The following is a 21786-nucleotide window of genomic DNA, read 5'->3' as shown; positions in this document are numbered from 1 at the left end:
GACCCTCACGGTTACCTCTTGTTACTGACCGCATCGTGCGGCACCGTTGGGGATCATGGAAGAAGGCACTATGAAGTCACCCGGTCACCTGGCGGGAACCATGGGCGGACGACCGGCCGCCGCTGCCACCGCCGCCGCCGCTGCCACCGCCGCCGTTCCTGCCGTCCCTGCCGTTCCCACCGACTGCGCCGACGGCGGCGCGGCGGACGCCGACTGCGACTATGACGCCCGCCAGTGGGACGTCCGGGAGGGCTGCGAGGTCCGGCAGATCCTCGACCGGGTCGCCGACAAGTGGTCGCTGCTGGTCATCGCCCTGCTCGACCGGCGGGTGCTGCGCTTCACCGAACTCCGCCGGGAAATCGACGGCATCAGCCAACGGATGCTGACCGTCACCCTCCGCCAGCTGGAGCGGGACGGCCTGGTCAGCCGGACCGTCCATCCGGTCGTGCCGCCGCGGGTGGATTACGCACTCACGCCGCTGGGCGCGACCCTGCACGACACCATTCAGGCCCTGGTCACCTGGACCGAGGAACACCAAAGCGAAATCGCGGTGGCCCGGGCCGCCTATGACGAGCGGGTCGCCCGGGAACGAGGCGACGCACCTCACACCCCGCACTGAGGGAATGGGCCGAAAGAATGACGGGCCACCGGTGAACGTATGGCAGTATGGGGCAGCGAGGGGCCCTTCCAGGGGGTGTCCCCGCGATGTCCGCGCGAGCAAGGAGGTGATCGGGATGAGTCCCGAAGGAAGTCCTTGCCGCAGCGCTGCCCGCTGCTGATCGCGCTGTTCTCCGCGTGATCGCGGCTTTTCCCCGCACTGCTGTGTGCTCCCACCGGTGAATCCCGGGCCCTTTCCGCTGCCCGCCAGACCCGGCACGTCCGCATGCCCGCAAGGGTGCGGAGTCCTCGGTCCCAGGGTGTCGGGCGGTTCCTTCCTCCGCGCGGTCCGGTCCACCGATGAATGCCTTTCCCGGTAATTTCCCGTAATTCTCAGCGCCCGCGCGCACCGGTTTCTTCGGCCTGCCCGAAAACATTCCGCCCAGGATTTCGTCCGGCGAATACCGGACGCAGGGATCATCTCCTCCGGGGGATTCTCCTGTGTTTTCCGGCTGTTCTCCGACTGATTCCTTCAGGACTCCACCCGGCTTTCTCCCCACCTTCTCCCCACCTTCTCTCCGTCTCCTCCCGGTCTTCTCCCGGTCGTCCATCGACCTTCTCCCGGCCTCCTTCCGGGGGTTCTTCCGGACCGTTTGCGGGGGGAGGGGCTTCCGAGGGCTTCCGGGGTTTCCGGCGGAGGTCGGGGCCGGCCCGCCCGCGGGTGCGTCAGGAGGTTTCGTCATGATCACGAAGACCACCCCGACCACCACTCCCACCCCGCCCACCCCCGAGACGCTCGCGCCGCCGGGCCGCCGCCCCCGCCGGGAGCGCCGGGCCGCCGAGCTGGCTGCCCGCACCCGGCGGATCGCCGGCCGGCTCGCCGAGTTCAGTGCCCTCCCCGCCGAGACGGTCCTGCACGACCTCGGCAGCACCCCGGCCGGCCTCACCCACCGCGAGGCGGCGCTGCGCCGGGAGCGGGACGGCGCCAACGCCATCGCCCAGGACCGCCCGGCGCGCTGGTACGTGCAGCTCGCCAAGGCGTGTCGGAACCCCTTCATCCTGGTGCTCGCCGTGCTGGTCGCCGTGATGTACGGGCAGTGGCTCCAGGTCGCCGACACCGAGCCGTTCGACCTGAAGATCGTCATCCTCGGCGCGATGGTGCTGATCAGCGTGGGACTGAGGTTCTGGCAGGAGTACCGCTCCGGGGCCGCGGCCGACGCGCTGCGCGCCCTGGTCACCACGACCACCGCGGTGCAGCGCCGGGCCGGCCGCGGCCGGATCCCGGCCACCGTCGAGATCCCCATGGCCGACGTGGTCGCCGGCGACGTCGTCAAGCTGGCCGCCGGCGACCTCGTCCCGGCCGATCTGCGGCTGCTCGCCGCCAAAGACCTGATGGTCAGTCAGGCGGCGCTGTCCGGCGAGTCGCTGCCGGTCGCCAAGGCCGACACCCGGCTGGCCACCGACCGCGGCGAGGACACCACCCGCGACCCGGTCGAGGCCGGCAACCTCGTCCTGACCGGCACCTCCGTCACCTCCGGCAGCGCCACCGGCGTCGTCGTCGCCACCGGCGCGGACACCTACTTCGGCTCGATGGCCGGCGCGCTGGTCGGCGAGCGCCCGGAGACCAGCTTCGACACCGGCGTGAAGAAGGTCAGCTTCCTGCTGATCCGCTTCATGATGGTGATGGTCCCGGTGGTGTTCCTGCTCAACGGGCTCACCAAGGGCGACTGGGCGGAGGCATTCACCTTCGCGGTGGCCGTCGCGGTCGGCCTCACCCCCGAGATGCTGCCGATGGTCGTCACCACCAACCTGGCGCGCGGCGCGGTCGCGCTGTCCCGCCGCAAGGTCGTCGTCAAGCACCTCAACGCCATCCAGAACCTCGGCGCCATGGACGTGCTGTGCACCGACAAGACCGGCACCCTCACCGAGGACCGGATCGTCCTCGACCGCTACCTCGACGTGCACGGCCGGCCGGACACCGAGGTCCTCGAACACGCCTACCTCAACAGTCACTTCCAGACCGGGCTGCGCAACCTGATGGACCAGGCCGTCATCGACCGGATGCACGAGGCCGAGGAGGTTGTCGTCGACGCCCGCTTCACGCTGGTCGACGAGATCCCCTTCGACTTCGCGCGCCGCCGGATGTCGGTCGTGCTGCGTCGCAACGACCTCGACGGCCCCGCCGCCGAACACCTCCTGATCACCAAGGGGGCGGTGGAGGAGGTCCTCGACCGGTGCGACCGGGTCGCCCACGCCGGCGACAGCGTCGAACTCACCGGCGCGCTGCGGGACAGCGTGCTGCGCACCGCCGAGGACCACAGCCGGCAGGGTATGCGGGTGCTGGCGGTGGCCGTCCGCACCCTGCCCGCCGCCCCCGACGGCACGGAGGCCGTCCGCACCTCCTACGGCGTCGCCGACGAGGCCGAGTTGACCCTGATCGGCTTCCTCGCCTTCCTGGACCCGCCGAAGCGGGACGCGGCCGAGGCGCTGCGCGCGCTCGCCGACAACGGCGTCGCGGTCAAGGTCGTCACCGGCGACGGCGAACTGGTCGCCGCCCGGGTCTGCGAGCAGGTCGGCATCGACCCCGGCACCCCCGTCACCGGCGCCGAGATCGACGCCCTCGACGACCTGGAGCTGCTCGACCGGGCCCGCACGGCGACCCTGTTCGCCAAGGTCAACCCGGTGCAGAAGGCCCGCATCGTGCGCGCCCTCCAGGCCGACGGGCACACCGTCGGGTTCCTGGGCGACGGCATCAACGACGCCGCGGCGCTGCGCGACGCCGACGTCGGCATCTCCGTCGACACCGCCGTCGACATCGCCAAGGAGTCCGCCGACATCATCCTGCTGGAGAAGGACCTCACCGTCCTCGGCCAGGGCGTGCTGCGCGGCCGGCTGACCTTCGGCAACACCATCAAGTACCTGAAGCTGACCGCCTCGTCGAACTTCGGGAACGTCTTCTCGGTGCTGGTCGCCTCGGCGTTCATCCCGTTCCAGCCGATGCTGGCGCTCCAGCTGCTGGTGCAGAACCTCCTGTACGACATCTCCCAACTGGCCACGCCCTGGGACCGGATGGACGCCGACTACCTGCGCACCCCGCGCACGTGGGACGCCCGGGGCATCCGCCGCTTCATGCTCGTCCTCGGCCCGACCAGCTCCGTCTTCGACATCACCACCTTCGCGCTGATGTGGTACGTCTTCGGCGCCGACAGCGAGGTGCACCAGGCGCTGTTCCAGTCCGGCTGGTTCGTCGAGGGCCTGCTGACCCAGACCCTGGTCGTCCACATGCTGCGGACCCGGCGGATCCCGTTCGTCCAGTCCCGGGCCACCTGGCCGGTGCTGCTGATGACCGCGCTGGTGATGGGCGTCGGCCTGTGGCTGCCGTTCTCGCCGCTGGCCGGGGCGCTGGGCCTGCAGGCGCTGCCGCTGGCCTACTTCCCGTGGCTGGTGGCGACGCTGGCGACGTACTGCCTGCTCACCCAGGGCGTGAAGCGCTGGTACATCCGCCGGTTCGGCGAGTGGCTGTGAGCCGACCCGCGGTGGCGCCCCGCGCCCGCGGCCCCCGGACCTACGCGCCGGGGGCGGCGGGCGCGGGGCCCGCCGCGTCCCCGGCCGGCGGGGCGTGCCGGAGCCCGCGCACCGCCCCCGACGCCAGCGGCGCCACCGCGGCCAGCGTGGACACCGCCCCGGCGACCGCGAGCACCCGGAAGCCGCCGTACGCCCGGGCCAGCGGGCCCACGCACAGCTGTCCCAGCGGGATCGCCGCGTACGCCAGCAGATCGGCGCAGGCCGCGACCCGGGACAGCGCACGGGCCGGCACGTGCTCCTGGAGCGAGGTGTCCCAGGCGATGCCGGTCACACAGACCCCGAGGCCCGCCGCGAAACCGGCCGCGATCAGCCAGGGCGCGCCCAGCCGCGCCCCGAGCACCAGCAGCGGCACCGCCCCCAGCGCACTCGCCGCCTGCCCCAGCGCCAGCAGCCGGCCGACCGTCAGTCGGTACAGCACCGCCCCGCTCACCAGCAGCCCGATGCCCCGGGCGCTGAGCACGAGCCCCCAGGCGGCCCGGCCGGCGGTCCGCTCGGTCAGTGCCGGGCCCAGGATCTGCCAGGTCCCGGTCTGCACCAGATTGATCACGAAGAACGACAGCGTCGCCGGCCCGGCCCACCGGATCCGCCGGAACTCCCGCCAGCCGCCGCGGACCCCGGCCCACACCGAATCCGGCCGCCGCGCGGGCGCGGCGCCGTGCCCCGGCAGCCGCGCCAGGCAGCCGGCGGCGACCGCGTAGCTCACCGCGTCGCAGGCGATCGCCGGCCCGCTGCCGACCGCCACCACCAGCAGCCCCGACAGGCTCGGCCCCAGCACCTTGGTGGCGTTCCGCACCGTGCTCAGCAGGGCGTTGGCGGGCCGCAGCGACGCGGTGCCGACCAACTCGGGGACCAGGCCGCGCAGCGCGGGGGTGGTGAACGCCGCACACACCCCGCCGAGCACCTCCAGCGCGGCGACCGGGGGCAGCGCGTAGTGCCCGGTCAGCAGCAGCGCGGCGACCGCGCCCTGGGTGCCGGCCGCGCCCAGGTTCGCGGCCATCAGCACCGTCCGGCGCCGGAACCGGTCCGCGGTCGCGCCGCCCACCAGCAGGAACGCCAGCAGCGGCAGCATCCGGGCGGCCAGCACGACGCCGAGGTCGCCGGGCCGACCGCCCGAGCCGTCCAGCACCGCGAACGCCAGCGCCACCGGCGCCATGGCACTCCCCAGCAGCGACACCGCCTGACTGGTCAGGAACCAGCGAAACGCACGATGGGAGAGGGGGGAGGCGGCTGCGGGGGAGAGCGGCGGGGCGGGGGCATCGGGGTTGCCGGCATCGGGGGAGGGGCGGGAGGCGGAGTCCATGGCCGGAGTCTGCGCGGACCGGCGCGAAAACCTATGCTTTCGGCCGGAGACGAAAGGTTGGGGCACCGGCCGGCGACACCCGACCCGGCCCCGTGACGACCGCGGGCGAACGGCCCGGAGTGAGGCGGCGGATGGCTGTGCTGCGGCTGAGCCCCCTGGCCCTCTCCCGGTCCCGCTTCGCGCTGTCGCCGCTCGCCGAAACCCTCGGCACGGCGATCGCGCTGGCCCGGCCCCGGCCCGCCCCCTGGCTCGCGGCCTGGCACGCCCGCCAACTCCCGGCTTTCACCGGCGCTCTGGCCGCCGACCCGTTCGCGGCCGGCCTGGTGGGGCTGGTCGCTACGACGACCTGGCTGCCCCGCTGTGTGGCGATCCCGCCGCCGGACGGCCTGCGCACCACCCTCGTCGACGAACTCGCCGCCGTACGCGCCGTCCCCGACGCCGTCTTCCGTGCCGAACTGGAGACGTCGCTGGCCCACCCGCATCCCCGCCACGCCGCCGACCCCCGCCGCCCCCGCGACCTGTCCTTCCTCACCGGACACGGCTGGGGCACGCGCACCGCCGCTCTGCTGCACGCCCTGTGGGCGGCGCACATCGCCCCGGAGTGGCCCCGCCGCCGCGCCCTCCTGGAGCGCGACATCGCCCACCGGGCCGGCCTGCTCGCCACCCGCGGCTGGCCCGGCGCGCTGGACCAGATGAGCCGGCACAGCACCTGGGAGGGGCCGGACGCCATCCGCTTCGGGCGCCGCCCCGGGCCCGACCGCGTCATCGGCGACAGCGGGATGTTCTTCGTGCCGGTGAGCCTGGCCACCGGCACCTGGCTGTGTGAGGGCCCGCCCGGCCACTACGCCCAGGTCTATCCGGCGCGCGGCGCCGCCACCGCGCACACCGCCCCGGCGGACGTCACCACCGGCCCCGGCCGTGCCCTGGAACGCCTCCTGGGCACCGGCCGCGCCACCCTCCTGCACAGCCTGCGGCAGCCCGCCACCAGCACCGAACTCGCCGCCCGGCTCCAGCAGTCCCTGGGCACCGTCGGCGGCCATCTGGCCGTGCTGCGGGACGCCGGGCTGATCGTCGGGACGCGGGTCGGCCGCCGGGTGGTCTACCGGCGCACCGAGCGCGGCGAGCTGCTGGCGGGCGACGGCGCCCGCGACGGTGATGAGGGCGGGGTGGCGACGGGGCAGGGGCTGCGCCCGGAGACTGAGTAGGACCCACGGGACCCACGGGACCCACGGGACCCACGGGACCCACGGGACCCACGGGACCCACGGGACCTGCGGGACGGGAGTCTCCGACCCCGCCGGTCCCGCGGGAGGACGCGCCTGCCCGCCGTCCCGGCACGGGCGCAGCGCAGTCCGGGGGCCGCGCCCATGCCTGTGTCGCGTCGAGGTCACACGACGGGGAACTCGTCACCCCGGACGGCGGAGACGAACGACGACCAGGCGGCCGTCTCGAAGGCGAGCGCCGGGCCGTGCGGGTTCTTGGAGTCGCGGACCAGGAACTCGCCGGTGGCCGCCGCGTGATCCCGCGCCCACTCGATGCACTGGCCGCCGTTGCCGCTGTAGGAACTCTTGAACCAGCGGAGGGATTCGGTCGTCACGGGGACCCCTTTCGAAGCTGTTCGATCATGGCCACGGATGCCGCTTGAGAGAGCGCTTCGGCCTGCAATTGATGGTAGGCCGTCAGTATGGGCACGACTGATCCACCGTCCCGTTCGAGGTGTCCCCGCTGCGCCGACTCGGCGTAGGACATGATCGCGCGGTCCGCCATGGTCAGCACGGTCACGGGCAGGCTGAACGGTCGTCGTGCTCCCATCGCGAACGGGGCGATTTGCAGCAGGGTGTTCGGCATCTCGGCGAACTTCAGCAGTCGATCGAACTGGGCGTCCATGATCGTGGGGGCACCCATCGGCCGGCGAACGCAGCTCTCGTCAAGTACCGCATGAATCAGGGGTGCCGGGGTGCGGGCAATGGTGGCTTGCCTCCTCGACACCAACTCCACTCGTTCTTCGGCTTGTTCAGGGGTGATGGCCTCCCGCCGCACCGCGTCGGCTTCCAGCGTTGCCGCGTACTCCGGTGTCTGGAGCAGGCCCGGGATGACGCCCACTTCGTACAGCCGGATCTCCACCGCCCGGCCCTCGAAGTTCACGTACTCGGGAAACCCTTCCAGCAGGCTGCCGTGTTTGATCTCGCGGTACTGACGCTCGAAGGTGTCCGCGCCCTCGATGCCGAAGGCGCGGTCCAGGTCGCGCGAAAACCGGAGGGTCGGAGGTTTCCGGGCATTTTCGACGGCTGAGACATGCACGCTGGAGTATCCCGTGCGGTCGGCAAGGGCCTCTTGGGTCCAGCCGCATGCTTCCCGCAGGCTGCGTAACCGCGCGCCGAAGGCCGCCTGGGGAGAAGCGTCCGGGTTCAACTCGTTCTTGTTCACGGTCCGTTCGCCAACCTTCCGTTCTGTGCTGCCACGTTGAACGCTTCCCAGCGGTGGGCCACTCTGAACCTCGCCAGTAGTCGAACAACTACGGAGAGGAGTGGATGTGTTCGGCAAGGACGCGCCCGCGGAGTTGCAGGGACCCCCGCCCGTACACCTGGGCGTACCGATGCTGGACCCCGGTCCGGCCCCCGGCTGTGACGTGTGTGCCGCACTGAGCGAACAGCGCGAGCAGGCGCGGAAGCGCAGGGACATGTCGAAGGTGTCCGACCTGAACATCGAGATCCGGAACCATCCGCACGGGGCGGCGTGAGGCCGCGGCCGGACGCCCCCACGGTGACGACCGGCTATCGAGCCGCCGGCCGCAGCGCCGCCATCACCAGCACGTCGTGCCAGGCACCGTCCCAGTACAGGGCCTCGCGCAGCCGGCCCTCCAGGGCGAAGCCGCACCGCTCGTAGGCGCGCCGGGCCCGCTCGTTGTAGGAGTAGACCTCCAGCTGGACGCGGTGCAGGTGCACCCGGTCGAAGGCGTGGTCGAGCAGCAGTCGGATCGCCTCGGGGCCCAGGCCGCGGCCGGTGGCGGCGGGGACCAGGGCGATCCGGAGGGCGCCGTGGGCGTTGTCCTGGTCGATCCGGCTCAGCGCCAGGTCGCCCAGGTAGGCACCGCTCTCCCGGTCCTCGATGGCCAGATCCAGCCGGTCGGTGCGGTCGGCGCACTCGGCGATCCAGGCGCCGATCTCGCCCCGTGTCCAGTGGCGATGGGTGCCGGTCAGCCGTCTGGTCTCGGGGTCCTGGAAGGTGGCGTGGAAGGCGTCCGCGTGCCGCTCCGCCAGCGGTACCAGTCGGATCCGGTCGCCTTCGAGGACCGGCTTCGCGGCGAGTGCTGTGGCATCGATCATGGGGGGATGATGTCCGCGCCGTCGCCGGCGCGGCAACGGAATTGAACGGTGGGCGACCGCCGTTGGGAGCCGGTGGCCGACGGGGGCCGTGGCCCTCAGGGCCGGGGAGGGGCGGGCATGGAACTGCAACAGGTGCGCTGTTTCGTCGTGGTCGCGGAGGAAGGGCAGCTCGGGCCGGCCACCCTGCGCCTGGGCCTGGTGCGTTCGGCGGTGGAGCAGCGGATCCGCCGGCTGGAACACGAGCTGCGGACCGAGCTGTTCGACCCCGGGACGCCGCAGCCGCGGCTGACCGCCGCCGGTGAGCGGTTCCTCCCGGAGGCCCGGGCGCTGCTCGCCGCCGAGGAGCGCGCCCGTGCCGTGGTCGCGCCGCGCCCCGCCGCCGTGGTGTCCCGCGCGGTGGCCGCCGCCCCGACCGGCACGCTGCGGCTGGGCGTCAGCCGGGGCCTGGCCGCGCATCTGGAGCGCGTGCTGCCCGCGCTCGCCCGCATCGCGCCGCGATGCACCGTCGAGCCGGTCCTCGTCGCGGCCCCGGAGCGGCCGGACCTGGTCGTCTCCGGCGCCCTGGACGCCGCGTTCGTACGCGGCCCGGCCCCCGGCCCCGCCCTGGGCGGGCTGCGCCTCGTGCCGCTCTGGCAGGCCCCCCTGGTCGCGGCCGTCCCGGCCCAACACCCGCTGGCCGCCTCACCGGGCGCCCTCGGCCTCGCCGAACTCGCCGGCGCCCCGCTGGCGCTGACCGACCGCTGCCATAATCCACCGCTGGTCGACCTGGTCGTGAACGCCTGTCACGCCGTCGGGTTCGCCCCCGCACCGGGCCCTCGATACGGCTCGCTGGACGCCGCCCTCGCCGCGATCGGCGCCTGCACCGCCGCCGCGGGGATGTGGACCGTCGTCCACGACGCCCACGCCCGCCGGCTGCCCGTGCCCGGCGTCGCGTACCTGCCGTTCCGCAACCCGGGCATGGAGTTGACCACCTCCCTCGCGGTGCGCCGCGTCGGCCCGCCCGCCGGCGTCGACCTGCTGTTGCGGGCCTGCGCGGCGGCGGGGGCGGGCGGCGCCCCGGCCGTCTGCCGGCGTCCCGTCCGCCCCGCGGCACGCACCGGGCTCCGGCTTCCCCCCAACAGGGGGTGGTGAGACCAACACCCGTGCTTACACGATGACACGCGACGCGACGCGGCGGTGACCAGGTGGACGGGAGGGCGGCCCGCACTGCCAGACTCCACCCCACCACGCGGACGCGTTTGTTCCGGGTACTTCGAGCACAGGAGAGACAGCATGCGGACACCGATGACGATCGCGGACTTCCTGGACCGGGCCGAGTTGGGGTTCCGGACGAGCCCGGGCGTGGTCGACGAGCCGCGGCAACCCGCCCCGCCGGTGCCCGAGTCGACCTACGGCCGGTTCGCCGAACGCGTCCGCGCCTGGCAGGCCGGCCTGGACGCACTGGGCGTCGGCGAGGGCGAGCGGGTGGCGGTCGTCAGCCACAACTCCGCACGCCTGCTGGAGCTGCTGTTCGCGGTGCCGATGAGCGGCCGCATCTGCGTCCCGGTCAACTTCCGCCTCAGGCCCGAAGAGGTCGCCTACCTGGTCGAGCAGAGCGGCTCCTCGGTCCTCCTCGTCGATCCGGAGCTCGACGAGGCCCTCTCCGGCGTCAAGGCGCGCCACCGTTTCGTCCTCGGCGAGCAGACCGAGACCGGCCTGATGCGGTTCGGCGTCGAACCGCGCCCGTGGTCCCACCCGGACGAGGACGCCACCGCGACGATCAACTACACCTCGGGCACCACCGCCCGCCCCAAGGGTGTGCAGCTGACCCACCGCAACATCTGGGTCAACGGCATGACCTTCGGCCTGCACACCCGCGTCTGGGAGCGCGACGTCTATCTGCACACGCTCCCGATGTTCCACTGCAACGGCTGGGGCATGCCCTACGTCATGGCCGGCCTGGGCGTGAAGCAGGTGGCCCTGCGCAAGGTCGAGGGCGCGGAGATCCTGCGGCGGGTGGACGAGCACGGCGTCACCCTCATGTGCGGCGCCCCCGCCGTGTGGAACATGGTGCTGGACGCCGCGGCGACCTGGGAGGGCGAGATCCCGGGCCGCGACCGGGTGCGGATCGTCTGCGCCGGCGCCCCGCCGCCGACCAGGACCATCCAGCGCGTGGAGGAGGAGCTGGGCTGGGAGTTCACCCAGCTCTACGGCCTCACCGAGACCTCGCCGCTGCTCACCTTCAACCGCACCCGCCCCGCCGACGCGGGCCTGCCGGCCGAGGAGCGGGCCCGCAGGCTCTCCCGCGCCGGGGTGCCCGCGCTCGGCGTCCGGCTGAAGGTCTCGGAAGCCGGCGAGGTCTTGGCCCGCTCGAACACGGTGCTCCAGGGGTACTGGGAGAAGCCCGAGGAGACGGCGGAGGCGCTGGAGGACGGCTGGTTCCACACCGGCGACGGCGGCACCCTCGACGAGCACGACGGCCATCTGACGATCTCCGACCGCAAGAAGGACGTGATCATCACCGGCGGCGAGAACGTCTCCTCGATCGAGGTGGAGGACACCATCTTCGGCCACCCGGCCGTCGCCGAGGTCGCCGTCATCGGCGTCCCCGACGAGAAGTGGGGCGAGACGATCAAGGCGCTCGTCGTACTCGCCGAGGGCGCGACGGCGCAGGAGTCCGACATCATCGCGCACTGCAAGCGGCACCTGGCCGGCTACAAGGCACCGACCTCCGTCGAGTTCCGCGACGCCATTCCCCGCACGGCCACCGGCAAGATCCAGAAGTTCAAGCTCCGGCAGCCGTACTGGTCCGAGCTGGAGCGCGGGGTCAACTGACCGGCACCTACCGACGGTTGACGGGTACCGCCCCGCCGGGGGTTACGGGACAACCCTTAGCGCGGGGCGGCGAGGTCCTGGGTCCACCAGGGGCCGCCGGAGCCGTGCACGATGCCGATGCCGACCGCGGTGAACCGGCAGTCGAGCAGGTTGTCGCGGTGCGGGGCGTCGCCCATCCAGTCGCCCACCGCCGCGGCGGCGCTCCGCGGGCCGCGGTCGAGGTTCTCGCCCCAACTGCTCCACTCGTAGCCGGCGGCGGTGATCCGCGCGTCGGGGCCGACGCCTTCCGGCGAGGTGTGCTCGTAGTAGCCGCGGGCCGCCATGTCGGCGGAGTGCCGCTGGGCCGCGAGGTGCAGTCTGCGGTCGATGCGGAGCGGACCGCAACCGGCCTGCGCACGGCTGCGGTTGATCAGCGCGGTGGCCTGTTCCTCCAGGTCGGGCGGGGTGGCCGTGGGGGAGGGCGGCGCGCTGCTCGGGGTGGCCGTGACGGTGGGCGTCGGGGTCGGCGTGGGTGTCGGGGTCGGTGTGGCGGTGGGCACCGGGGCGGGCGCGGCCACGGTCCGTTCCGCAGTGGGCCCGGTCGTGGGTGCGGCGGGGTGTGCGTCCCGCGCCGGGCCGGGCCGCCACCACAGGGCGAGGAGCACGGCCGCGGCGAGCGCCGCGGTGCCCGCGACGGCCGCCGCCTTGGCGGTCCGGCGCGGGCGGGGCGCTCGCCGCGGCGCGGGATGTGCGCGGTGGCCGGGCGCCGCGGCGCCCGGCGCTGAGGTGCCGGCGGAGGTGCCGGCCGAGGCCGCGGAGGCCGCGGAGGCCGCGGAGGCCGCCGAGGCGGTGGGCGCGGACAGGACGCCGTGCGGGGTGAGGTGCGCCGGCAGCGGCAGCATGGCGAGCCCGGCCAGCAGCCCCTCGGCGGGCAGCAGATCGTTCCAGTGCGCGGAGCAGATCGCGCAGTGGCGCGCATGGCGGGCTATGCGTTTGCGCCACAGCGGCGCCGGGTTGGCGTCCCAAGTGGCGGTCAGCCGGTCGAGTTCGGGGCACGGCGGCTTCCCCGCCAGGGCGCGGACGACGACGCGCCCGGTCTCCAGCTGCTCCTTCATCCGCTGCACCCGGACCGCGGCGTGCCGGGTCCCGCAGCCGAGCGCGGTGGCGAGTTCGGGGCGGCTGAGCTCGCCGGCGGCCTCCAGCCACCACAGCGACAGCAGCGCGCGGTCGCCTTCGTCCAGCCAGCGGGTGGCCTCGGCCACCTCGCGACGCTGGCCGGACAGCCCCAGCCGCAGGATCGTCACGTCCACGAAGTCGGCGGAGCGGTCGGGCCGTTCCGCCGTCTGCTCCAGGCCGACGACGGGGGCCCTGCGGGCGACGGTCCAGCGGCGCCGCACCTGGTTCATGGCGATCGCCACCAGCCAGGACCGGAAGGACGCCGGCTCCCGCAGGTCCGCCAACGACTCCAGGACCCGCACCATGGTCTCCTGGACCACGTCGTCGACGTCCGCATGGCCGTCCAGCGCGCGGCCGACGACGTTGTAGATCAGCGGCAGATACGCGGAGACGAGCTGCTCCCGGGCAGCGTCGTCACCCGCCCGGGCCGCCTCGACGGTCGCCGTACCGTTTTCCCACTTCACGCCTGTTCGGTCCTGTTCATCCGTGTGCACCTTCATGGCCCCCGTGCTCAGGTGACCCGTCCGGCGCCTGGGGATAACAGAAAAACCTACGTGGCGCGGGAACGCCGTCGTGGCGCGGGCCCCCGGCGGCCCCCTCCGGAACCCCCGTGGGAACTCTCCGAAAAAATCTGCGGCATTTTCCGTTGTCCGGGTCCGCGCCGCTGGTCTCCCGTACGGACCGCCCCCAGGCGGACCGCACACACCCCCGTCCCCCGCAGGTCACCGGCACGGGCCGCAGGTCACGGACCAACCGTCACGGACCACAGCGGCCCCGCGACCGGACCGGAAACGGAACCATGAACCACGACGACACGCACCGCCCCGCCTCGCACCACGACGCACCGCACCACGCCGCGCCGGCCGCCCCCGGCCACCCGGCGGACGCGCCCACGGCCCCCCGGCGGCACGCCGCGCCCCGACCGGGCCGCCGGCCCGGGGCGGGCGGCGGGAACCACCGTGCCGACGCGCGTCCGCGCCCCGGCGCGCGGACGACGCTGCTGGCGGTCGCGGCCGTCATCGCCGTGAGCGGCAGCTGCCTGCTGCTGATACGCCCCGGCTCAGGGGCCGACCAGGCACTCGCGGCCGACGCGTCCGGCGCGGCCCGCCCCGCCGTGGACGGATCCGCCCCGCAGACCTTGAGCAGCGCCTCGCACTCGCCCCGCCGCCACCGGCCGTCGCCCACCCCCTCGGCCACCGAACGGCCCGCCGAGCAGCACCCGACGCCCCGGACGTCCGCCTCCCCGAGCCCTTCTCGCTCCACCGGGGGAACCACCTCGCACGCGCCCCGGGCCGGCTCCGGCGCCGGCCGCACCCCCTCCGTGGCGCGGGCCGCGACCGGCACCGCGGCGGAGTACGCCCAGAAGGTCCTCGACCTGGTCAACGCCCAGCGCTCGCAGCACGGTTGCGGCCTCCTCGCCATCGACCCCCACATCCAGGCCGCGGCCCAGGCGCACTCCGACGACATGGCCGCCCGGAACTACTACGCCCACGACACCCCGGAGGGCGTCGACCCGGGGACCCGCCTGACCAACGCGGGATTCCGCTGGCAGAGCTGGGGCGAGAACATCTTCAAGAGCCCCAACGACCCGGCCGCGGCGGTGGACGGCTGGATGAACAGCCCCGGACACCGCGCCAACATCCTCAACTGCTCCTACACGTCCACCGGAGTGGGGGTCAACCTCAGCACCAACGGGCCGTGGTGGACACAGGACTTCGCCACCCGCGGCTGATCCACCGGGGGAGCGCCGCCGCTGATCCACAGCGCCGGGGTGCGGGACTCCGCGGTGAGCGAGGGCAGCGCCTCGTCCGGGCTCCAGCTGGCCATGTGGTCGCCGCGGTCGAGGCCGGTGAGGAGGTGGAGCGGGGAGTCGGGCAGTGCGACGGAGTCGAGCGGGGCGAACCGGTCGACGTCCGTCATGTCGGTGACGACAAAGCCGGGCTTGCCCGCGTGGCGGAGCAGCGGTGCGAGGGCGGGGAGGGCGAGGTCCGTCGTGGCGGTGGGCGTGGTCTCGGGCACGGCGTTCCCCCAGGTCGTGGTTCGAACCGGTCTTCGTGGGGCGCAAGGGTAGGCGATGCGCGGACCCGCGGGGCACGCTGGACGCCATGCTGAGCACGGTGCGTTCCGGATGTCCCTGGGGTGGCTCGGCCCCTCCGGCGGGCAAGCTGGACCGTGTCGACCTGCCGAAGACCGTCTCCGGCACGATCCGCCGCATCGGCCGCGCGAGCCCACCGCGCGGGCGACGGCGGTGCCGCGTACTGGGAGGAGATCCCCTGTTGACCAGTCAGTCGCACACCGAGCCGTCGTACGCGAGCGGGGCGGCGGATAGGCCGCTGCTCGGCCGCACCATCGGCGCCGACCTGGCCCGCACCATCGCCCGCTTCGGCGATCGCGAGGCGCTGGTCGAGGTGGCCGGCGACCGCCGCTGGACCTACGCGGAACTGGGCCGCGCGGTCGACGAGGTGGCGCTCGGGCTGCTCGCCAAGGGCGTCCGCAAGGGCGACCGGGTCGGCATCTGGGCGCCGAACTGCGCCGAGTGGGTCCTCGTGCAGTACGCCACCGCCCGGATCGGCGCGATCCTGGTCAACGTCAACCCCGCGTACCGGGTCCACGAGTTGGCGTACGTCCTCCAGCAGGCCGGGGTGACCGTGCTGGTCTCCGCCGTCGCCCACAAGACCAGCGACTACCGGCGGATGATCGAGCAGGTGCGGGCCGACTGTCCGGCGCTGCGCGACGTGGTCTACATCGGCGATCCGACCTGGGGCGGGCTGTTGGCCGCCGGCGCTGCCGTCCCGCACACCCGGCTCGCCGAGTGCGAGAAGACCCTGACCACCGACGACCCGGTCAACATCCAGTACACCTCGGGTACCACCGGCTTCCCCAAGGGTGCCACCCTCTCCCACCACAACATCCTCAACAACGGCTACTGGGTCGCCGAGACCCTCGGCTACACCGAGCACGACCGGGTGTGCCTGCCGGTGCCCTTCTACCACTGCTTCGGCATGGTGATGGGCAACCTCGGCATCACCTCGCACGGCGCCTGCATCGTCATCCCGGCGCCCGCCTTCGAGCCGGCCGCCACCCTGCGGGCCGTCCAGGACGAGCGCTGCACCTCGCTCTACGGGGTGCCCACCATGTTCATCGCGGAGCTGAACCTCCCGGACTTCGCCGACTACGACCTCGCGTCGCTCCGTACCGGCATCATGGCCGGCTCGCCCTGCCCGGAGGAGGTGATGAAGCGGGTGGTGTCCGAGATGCACATGGCCGAGGTGTCGATCTGCTACGGCATGACCGAGACCTCGCCGGTCTCCACCCAGACCCGCCGGGACGACGACCTCGAACACCGCACCGCGACGGTCGGCCGGGTGCTGCCGCACATCGAGGTCAAGGTCGTGGACCCGTCGAGCGGGGTGACGGTGCCCCGCGGCACCCCGGGCGAACTGTGCACCCGCGGCTACAGCGTGATGCTCGGCTACTGGGAGGACCCCGAGCGCACCGCCGAGGTCATCGACCGGGCCCGCTGGATGCACACCGGTGATCTGGCGGTGATGAACGACGACGGCTACGTCCGGATCGTCGGCCGCATCAAGGACATGATCATCAGGGGCGGGGAGAACGTCTACCCGCGGGAGATCGAGGAGTTCCTCTACTCCCACCCCAAGATCGCCGACGTCCAGGTCGTCGGCGTGCCGGACGAGAAGTACGGCGAGGAGATCGCCGCCTGCGTCATCCTCCGCGATCCCGCCGACACCCTCACCCGCGACGAGCTGGCCCGCTACTGCCGCTCCCGGCTCGCGCACTACAAGGTGCCGCGCTATCTGGAGATCACCGACGCCTTCCCGATGACCGTCAGCGGCAAGGTCCGCAAGATCGAACTCCGCGAGCGGCTCGCGGCGAGGTGGGGCACGGCGGCTCCGGAAGCGGCGCAACCGGCGCAACCGGCGACGTCGGCGGCGTCGGCGGCGTCGGGAAAAGCCGCCGAGCCGAGCCGGGAGGGCAGCCTGGGCCCGGTGTGAGGGGCTGATCTGCCCTGCCGGGGCGGGAAGTTCGGGGGCGCGGACCGGGGCCACCGAGCCGGCACCCGGGTGTCCCCGCCCCGGCCCCGCCCCGGCTCCGGCGGTGCGGACGGTCGCCGGGCCGGGCCGGCGTCGGCCCCGGCGCGCCCGGCCGATAGGGTCCTGGCCTGGCCCGTCCCCGCTGTCGGAGGACGGGTGAAAGGTCGTCAACCAGGCCGAACAGCAAGGCCGTTAACCAGGCGGGACATCCCGCGGGATTCCGCCAAGAGGGGACATTCATGACCCGTATCGCACGTTGGGCGACCACTGCCGCCGCCGTGGCCGCCGCCCTGGGGAGCTTCGCCGCCCCCGCCTACGCCGACGTCATCCAGCCCGGCAGCCCGGACGGCCCCACCCGCGAGGTGCTCACCGCCGGCTGCGCGAGCGGCGAGGACGCGGCGACCGTGGCGCCGACCGTGGTCGACGCCGACAGTGCCGCGAGCTTCTACCGCTGCGACCCGGTCACCCACCGCGTGGCGACCCGGGACGGGCACGCGACCTGCGTCCCCGGCGGGCTCTTCGACTGGAGCCGGGGGCTGTGCGAACCGGCCGCCACGGTGCCCGAGATGGCGACCCGGCTGACCGCCGGCAAGGCCACTCTCTCCACCAAGCCGCTGAAGGTCGTCGGGCTGCACGCCACCCTGGTGCGGGCCCGCGCCGCCGGCCCGCAGGACGCCGTCTGGAACGCCACCATCACCTTCAAGGACACCACCGGCAAGGTGCTGTGCGTGGCCAGGACGGACGTCGCCGGCCAGGCAGCCTGTGACGCCGATCGGCCGCGCTCCGGCGCCGAGGTGCTCAGCGGCGGCTACACCGCCGAGTACGCCGGCAACGGTGCGGTGAACGGCGGTTACGACACCGTCGCCCCGGCCACCGCGCAGGGCGGCATCCGCGCCGTCCTGCCGCCCCGGGGCTGACCGCCCGCCCGGCGTGATGTCCCGCGGTCGCTCCTGACCGGCCGCTCGCGGCCCGGTCCCGGTGGGAGGTCCGACCGCGGGGCATGCGCCGGGTGTCGGGACCGGGGGGCGGCAGGCCCGGCTACCGTCGCTCGCCCGGCCAGTCCAGCAGGAGCCGCTGGGCGCGCGGGAGCGAGGCGACGACCAGGTCGTAGGAGTCCTCGATCAGCTCCCGCACCATCCGGTCGGGGAGGTCGCCGGTCAGCGAAACGGTGTTCCAGTGGCGCTTGTTGAGGTGGTAGCCGGGCACCACCTCGGGGTGCGCCGCGCGCAGCCGCAGGGCCAGCTCGGGGTCGCACTTGAGGCTGACCGTCAGTGGCGCCACGTCCAGCGACGTCAGCGCGAAGATCTTGCCGCCCACCTTGAACGTCGAGACCTCCGGGTGCCGGGGGAAGGGGTTCTCCTCGGTCGCGCCGTTGAATCCCAGGCAGACGGCGCGGAGGGCGTTCGCATCGATCACCGGCACATTATGGCCCGCACCACCGACAGCGCTGACGGTGCGTCATATCGGCTGTGCGCCGCCGCTTCCCGTTGCTTCCCGCCGCATGCACACCCGGGGCCAGCGGTCCAGGCCCAACTCCGCCTCGTGGGCACGGACCGCCCGCAGCCCCGGCGTCAACTCGGCCGCGGTGAGCTGGCGGAAGCCGAGCCGGGTGTAGTACGGGGCGTTCCACGGGACGTCGGCGAAGGTGGTCAGGGTCAGTGCGGGCAGCCCGCACTCCCGCTCGGCCCGGTCGATCAGCGTTCGGCCGACCCCGCGGCGGGCCCGCTCCGGGTGGACGGAGACCTGCTCGATGTGGGCGCAGCCGTCGATCCGGTCCCACAGGAGATAGCCGTGGGGCGGTTCGCCCGGCCGCCCGGAGTCGTAGGCGGCGAGCGCCCGCCCGGCCCGCTGATACTCCGCCAGCAGGGTCAGCGGCGGCGGCTCGTCGTCCGCGATCGACGCCATGCCGAGCGCCCGGAAGGGCTCTCCGGCGGCGCGCTCCAGGGCGCGCAGGGCGGGCAGGTCGGCGGGGTCCGGGACACGGATCGGCATACGCCCAGTGTCTCGCCGCCCGGGACGCCCGGGGCATGGGGGGTACCTCCCATGCCCTTAAGGCAATGGGGAGGGTTTCCGGTGCCGGGCCGGCCGGGCCGGGCGACGGGCTCAGCCGGGCGGCCGGCCGCCGTTGCTGATCAGCTCGTCGGCCGCGTCGTTGACCGGCTGCGGGGTGCCGGTGAGGTCCATGACGAACAGCGGGACGTGCAGTTCGTCGGCGCGGGAGCGGGCGTCGCGGGCGTAGCCGGCCAGCGAGAAGGAGACCGGGACCGCGGAGTCGCTCAGGCCGTTGAGCCAGACGCACTCGATGTCGCGGAGGGCGGTGGCCCGGGTCGTCGGATCGACCTGCGCGACCACGCCGGTGCCGCGCAGGTCCACGCCGGCCGCGGTCCGCTCCTGGGCCCGGGCGACGTCGGAGAAGCCCAGCCACTTCAGATACTGCGCGGCGGCGGTGATGCAGTCCCGTGCCGTCCGGATCGTCACCGGGCGGAACACCGGCCGCTCCGGCGGCGGCCCGACGGCCGGCCGCGGCGCCGGCTGCGGGCGGGTGGCCGCGTCGGGGCCGGGCAGCTCCCCCGCGGGGCCGTCGGGCGCGGGCGGCGCGGCGGGCACCGGGGTGATCGGCACCCGGACCACCGTGCCGCAGGCACACCCGCTCTCCGGCGCCGGCCAGGCGTCCTGCCGCCCGCAGACCTCGCACCGCACCTCCACCCAGGACGCCTCCCAGGTGCGGTGCAGTATCTCGATCGGCACGCCACCGCGCAGCACCGGCAGGGTCAGCGGTGCACCGCAGGCGCAGGGGAAGGTCGGCGGGGTGAAGGCGTTCTCGCGGCGGCACGTAGGGCACCGCACCGGCACGCTGTCGGCCATGTTCGGCTCCAGGCAGGTCGGGCAGGCGGTCGGTCGGCTCTGCTTGCCGTCCATGGTCTCGCCAAAAGTGCCTGTCCGGGGCGGGAATGCGCCGAGAGGCGGCGGCCGGTGCTTGCACCGGCCAGCGCGGGGACGGCACAGGGCCCGGAATCCGTGACCGTACGAACTCCGGGCCCTGCGCGTGGTTTCCGTCCGACAGTGCGAGAGATGGGCGCGACGGGACATCACACTGTCGGACGGAGTCGGTGGAGAGGGGTGCTGTGGAGGGCAGCGGGGTGGGACAGCAGGCGGGCTCCGCGGCGGGGAGGCGGCCCACCCTCCTTGGCGGGTGAGCCTGCCACCGCACTGGAATCTCCCCGGACTCCGCGGAGCTCCGCGCTACTTCCCCGTACCGGCCGACCACCCCTCAACGGGCCGGCCGGTACGGGTGCGCAAGGCGACTGACCTCCCGTCAGTCCTCGCGCAGCTCGCGGACGCGCGCCTCGACGCGCTTGCCGTAGTCCTGGTCGGCGGCGTGGAAGTGCGCGAGGTTCTTCTCGATCACGTCGTCGCGGCTGACCTGGGAGAGGCCGCCGGCGATGTTCTCCACCAGGCGCTTCTTCTCGTCCTCGGACATCAGCCGGTAGAGCTCACCGGCCTGGAAGAAGTCGTCGTCCTTGGTGTGCGCCGGGGCGGCGTGGGTGCCGACGTAGCCGGACACGGCCAGCGGCGCGGAGAGCGGCTGGTCGGTCTGGACCGGACCGTCGTAGGAGTTGGGCTCGTAGTTCTTGGCGTGGCGGTCGTATGCGTTGGACGCCATGAGGCCGTCCCGGCCGTAGTTGTTGGCGGTGGTCGCCTTGGGGGCGTTGACCGCGAGCTGGGTGTGGTTGACGCCCAGGCGGTAGCGGTGCGCGTCGGCGTAGGCGAACAGCCGGCCCTGGAGCATCTTGTCCGGGGACGGGCCGATGCCGGGCACGAAGTTGTTCGGCGAGAACGCGGACTGCTCGACCTCGGCGAAGACGTTGTCGGGGTTGCGGTCCAGGACCATCCGGCCGACCCGCTGCAGCGGGTAGTCCGAGTGCGGCCACACCTTGGTCAGGTCGAACGGGTTGAAGCGGTAGTTGGCCGCCTCGGCCGCCGGCATGATCTGCACGTACAGCGTCCAGGAGGGGTACACGCCCCGCTCGATGGACTGCAGCAGGTCGGTCTGGTGGCTGTTGGCGTCCTTGCCGACGAGCTCGGCGCCCTGGTCGGCGGAGAGGCTGCGGACGCCCTGGTTCGTCTTGAAGTGGTACTTGACGAAGAAGGCTTCGCCCTCGGCGTTGGTCCACTGGTAGGTGTGGGAGCCGTAGCCGTTCATGTGGCGGTAGGAGGCCGGGATGCCGCGGTCGCCCATGAGCCAGGTGACCTGGTGGGTGGCCTCGGGGGCGTGCGCCCAGAAGTCCCAGACGTTGTTCGGCTCCTGCTTGCCGGTGAACGGGTCGCGCTTCTGCGAGTGGATGAAGTCCGGGAACTTGATCGGGTCCTTGATGAAGAACACCGGGGTGTTGTTGCCGACGAGGTCGTAGTTGCCCTCTTCGGTGTAGAACTTCACCGCGAAACCGCGCGGGTCCCGGACGGCGTCCGCACCGCCGAGGCTGTCGGCCACGGTCGAGAAGCGGATGAACAGCTCGGTCCGCTTGCCCACGGTGTTGAGGAAGTCGGCCCGCGTGAAGCCGGTGACGTCGTCGGTCACCTCGAAGTAGCCGTACGCACCGGAGCCACGGGCGTGCACGACGCGCTCCGGGATGCGCTCGCGATTGAAGCGCGCGAGCTTCTCCAGCAGGTGCTGGTCCTGGAGGATGATCGGGCCACCGACGCCGGCGGTGGCGGAGTTCTGGTTGTCGGCGATCGGGGCGCCAGCCTCCGTAGTGAGAGTACGCGCCGTCAGCGTGGGCTTCGACATGGTGACCTTCCGTACGAGAGCGCGGAAGTTGGCTTCCGCATGTCGGAGCGTAGAAAGCGCTCCGACCAAACGTCAACAGTTTGTTGAAACAATCTGTCTTGCTGAGGGGCGGGTATTCCGGGCGGTGGCCGCGCCTGGGCGCGACAGGACAGGTGTCAGCGCGAC

The 21786-nt window shown here is 73.1% G+C and carries 18 protein-coding genes and 1 pseudogene; 9 read left to right on the top strand and 10 right to left on the bottom strand.

The genetic code is table 11. The features are described from left to right. The first annotated feature begins 70 nt into the window (after positions 1-70). Together JNO44_RS42770 and mgtA are read left to right on the top strand one after the other, a co-directional pair. Positions 71-619: a winged helix-turn-helix transcriptional regulator gene (locus JNO44_RS42770; RefSeq protein WP_235094732.1), complete on the top strand. Its 549-nt coding sequence runs from the start codon at positions 71-73 to the stop codon at positions 617-619. 719 nt (positions 620-1338) lie between these two features. Further along, the gene (gene mgtA, locus JNO44_RS42765) at positions 1339-4122 is read left to right on the top strand and encodes a magnesium-translocating P-type ATPase (protein ID WP_205369293.1); all 2784 of its coding nucleotides are present in this window, start codon (positions 1339-1341) and stop codon (positions 4120-4122) included. Between the two features lie 40 nt (positions 4123-4162). Here the strand turns inward: mgtA and JNO44_RS42760 are convergent, their stop codons facing one another. Continuing rightward, a complete protein-coding gene (locus JNO44_RS42760; RefSeq protein WP_205369292.1) occupies positions 4163-5482 on the bottom strand; it encodes an MFS transporter in 1320 nt (439 codons plus the stop codon). 131 nt (positions 5483-5613) lie between these two features. Here JNO44_RS42760 and JNO44_RS42755 point away from each other — a divergent pair, with 131 nt between their 5' ends. Next, on the top strand, positions 5614-6687 hold the full coding sequence (locus tag JNO44_RS42755) for a helix-turn-helix domain-containing protein (RefSeq protein WP_205369291.1): 1074 nt from the start codon (positions 5614-5616) through the stop codon (positions 6685-6687). A 182-nt stretch (positions 6688-6869) separates the two neighbouring features. On the opposite strand, the gene JNO44_RS42750 is transcribed toward JNO44_RS42755, so the two are convergent. After that, entirely contained in the window at positions 6870-7079 is a 210-nt protein-coding gene (locus JNO44_RS42750) for a DUF397 domain-containing protein (RefSeq protein ID WP_039631676.1), read from the bottom strand. Continuing rightward, positions 7076-7909, bottom strand: coding sequence for a helix-turn-helix domain-containing protein (locus JNO44_RS42745; RefSeq protein WP_205369290.1), 834 nt, complete (start codon positions 7907-7909; stop codon positions 7076-7078). Before JNO44_RS42745 ends, JNO44_RS42750 begins: the two co-directional genes overlap by 4 nt. Positions 7910-8015: 106 nt before the next feature. On the opposite strand from JNO44_RS42745, the gene JNO44_RS42740 reads away from it, so the two are divergent. After that, positions 8016-8222, top strand: a complete 207-nt coding sequence (locus JNO44_RS42740) for a hypothetical protein (protein WP_205371470.1) — start codon at positions 8016-8018, stop codon at positions 8220-8222. 34 nt (positions 8223-8256) lie between these two features. On the opposite strand, the gene JNO44_RS42735 is transcribed toward JNO44_RS42740, so the two are convergent. After that, positions 8257-8808: a GNAT family N-acetyltransferase gene (locus tag JNO44_RS42735; protein WP_205369289.1), complete on the bottom strand. Its 552-nt coding sequence runs from the start codon at positions 8806-8808 to the stop codon at positions 8257-8259. Between the two features lie 117 nt (positions 8809-8925). Between JNO44_RS42735 and JNO44_RS42730 the strand changes: the two genes are divergently transcribed. Together JNO44_RS42730 and JNO44_RS42725 are read left to right on the top strand one after the other, a co-directional pair. Beyond that, a complete protein-coding gene (locus JNO44_RS42730; protein WP_205369288.1) occupies positions 8926-9939 on the top strand; it encodes a LysR family transcriptional regulator in 1014 nt (337 codons plus the stop codon). Between the two features lie 141 nt (positions 9940-10080). Beyond that, positions 10081-11622 (top strand): AMP-binding protein, encoded by a 1542-nt coding sequence (locus tag JNO44_RS42725; RefSeq protein WP_205369287.1) that lies wholly within the window; start codon positions 10081-10083, stop codon positions 11620-11622. Between the two features lie 56 nt (positions 11623-11678). Here JNO44_RS42725 and JNO44_RS42720 read toward each other — a convergent pair whose 3' ends face one another. Continuing rightward, complete coding sequence (locus tag JNO44_RS42720) at positions 11679-13277, bottom strand: sigma-70 family RNA polymerase sigma factor (RefSeq protein ID WP_478219201.1); 1599 nt, start codon at positions 13275-13277, stop codon at positions 11679-11681. Positions 13278-13576: 299 nt separating this feature from the next. Here JNO44_RS42720 and JNO44_RS44300 point away from each other — a divergent pair, with 299 nt between their 5' ends. After that, complete coding sequence (locus JNO44_RS44300) at positions 13577-14509, top strand: CAP domain-containing protein (RefSeq protein WP_240167911.1); 933 nt, start codon at positions 13577-13579, stop codon at positions 14507-14509. Here JNO44_RS44300 and JNO44_RS42710 read toward each other — a convergent pair. After that, a pseudogene (locus JNO44_RS42710) lies at positions 14503-14751 on the bottom strand (DUF5701 family protein); the annotation flags it as partial. The gene JNO44_RS44300 and the pseudogene JNO44_RS42710 overlap by 7 nt on opposite strands. A gap of 302 nt (positions 14752-15053) precedes the next feature. On the opposite strand from JNO44_RS42710, the gene JNO44_RS42705 reads away from it, so the two are divergent. Together JNO44_RS42705 and JNO44_RS42700 are read left to right on the top strand one after the other, a co-directional pair. Next, on the top strand, positions 15054-16793 hold the full coding sequence (locus JNO44_RS42705) for an AMP-binding protein (protein WP_205369285.1): 1740 nt from the start codon (positions 15054-15056) through the stop codon (positions 16791-16793). Positions 16794-17071: 278 nt separating this feature from the next. After that, positions 17072-17749: a hypothetical protein gene (locus JNO44_RS42700; protein ID WP_205369284.1), complete on the top strand. Its 678-nt coding sequence runs from the start codon at positions 17072-17074 to the stop codon at positions 17747-17749. 121 nt (positions 17750-17870) lie between these two features. Here JNO44_RS42700 and JNO44_RS42695 read toward each other — a convergent pair whose 3' ends face one another. The 4 genes from JNO44_RS42695 to JNO44_RS42680 all read right to left on the bottom strand — a co-directional run bounded on the left by JNO44_RS42695 (position 17871) and on the right by JNO44_RS42680 (position 21606). Further along, a complete protein-coding gene (locus JNO44_RS42695) occupies positions 17871-18248 on the bottom strand; it encodes an MmcQ/YjbR family DNA-binding protein (RefSeq protein ID WP_039631658.1) in 378 nt (125 codons plus the stop codon). A 42-nt stretch (positions 18249-18290) separates the two neighbouring features. Continuing rightward, entirely contained in the window at positions 18291-18824 is a 534-nt protein-coding gene (locus JNO44_RS42690) for a GNAT family N-acetyltransferase (RefSeq protein ID WP_205369283.1), read from the bottom strand. 111 nt (positions 18825-18935) lie between these two features. After that, a complete protein-coding gene (locus JNO44_RS42685) occupies positions 18936-19697 on the bottom strand; it encodes a hypothetical protein (RefSeq protein ID WP_205371435.1) in 762 nt (253 codons plus the stop codon). Positions 19698-20148: 451 nt separating this feature from the next. Further along, on the bottom strand, positions 20149-21606 hold the full coding sequence (locus tag JNO44_RS42680; RefSeq protein ID WP_073449518.1) for a catalase: 1458 nt from the start codon (positions 21604-21606) through the stop codon (positions 20149-20151). Between the last annotated feature and the right edge of the window lie 180 nt (positions 21607-21786).

The organism is Streptomyces noursei, assembly GCF_016917755.1.
GTDB classification, from domain to species: domain Bacteria; phylum Actinomycetota; class Actinomycetes; order Streptomycetales; family Streptomycetaceae; genus Streptomyces; species Streptomyces yunnanensis.
This window is presented reverse-complemented; position numbering and strand designations above follow the sequence as displayed.

Coding starts and splice junctions, on each gene's coding strand:
- JNO44_RS42725 (WP_205369287.1), top strand. CDS start 10,081: ATGCGGACACCGATGACGATCGCGGACTTCCTGGACCGGGCCGAGTTG.
- JNO44_RS42755 (WP_205369291.1), top strand. CDS start 5,614: ATGGCTGTGCTGCGGCTGAGCCCCCTGGCCCTCTCCCGGTCCCGCTTC.
- mgtA (WP_205369293.1), top strand. CDS start 1,339: ATGATCACGAAGACCACCCCGACCACCACTCCCACCCCGCCCACCCCC.
- JNO44_RS44300 (WP_240167911.1), top strand. CDS start 13,577: ATGAACCACGACGACACGCACCGCCCCGCCTCGCACCACGACGCACCG.
- JNO44_RS42735 (WP_205369289.1), bottom strand. CDS start 8,808: ATGATCGATGCCACAGCACTCGCCGCGAAGCCGGTCCTCGAAGGCGAC.
- JNO44_RS42685 (WP_205371435.1), bottom strand. CDS start 19,697: ATGGCCGACAGCGTGCCGGTGCGGTGCCCTACGTGCCGCCGCGAGAAC.
- JNO44_RS42760 (WP_205369292.1), bottom strand. CDS start 5,482: ATGGACTCCGCCTCCCGCCCCTCCCCCGATGCCGGCAACCCCGATGCC.
- JNO44_RS42770 (WP_235094732.1), top strand. CDS start 71: ATGAAGTCACCCGGTCACCTGGCGGGAACCATGGGCGGACGACCGGCC.
- JNO44_RS42720 (WP_478219201.1), bottom strand. CDS start 13,277: ATGAAGGTGCACACGGATGAACAGGACCGAACAGGCGTGAAGTGGGAA.
- JNO44_RS42700 (WP_205369284.1), top strand. CDS start 17,072: ATGACCCGTATCGCACGTTGGGCGACCACTGCCGCCGCCGTGGCCGCC.
- JNO44_RS42690 (WP_205369283.1), bottom strand. CDS start 18,824: ATGCCGATCCGTGTCCCGGACCCCGCCGACCTGCCCGCCCTGCGCGCC.
- JNO44_RS42730 (WP_205369288.1), top strand. CDS start 8,926: ATGGAACTGCAACAGGTGCGCTGTTTCGTCGTGGTCGCGGAGGAAGGG.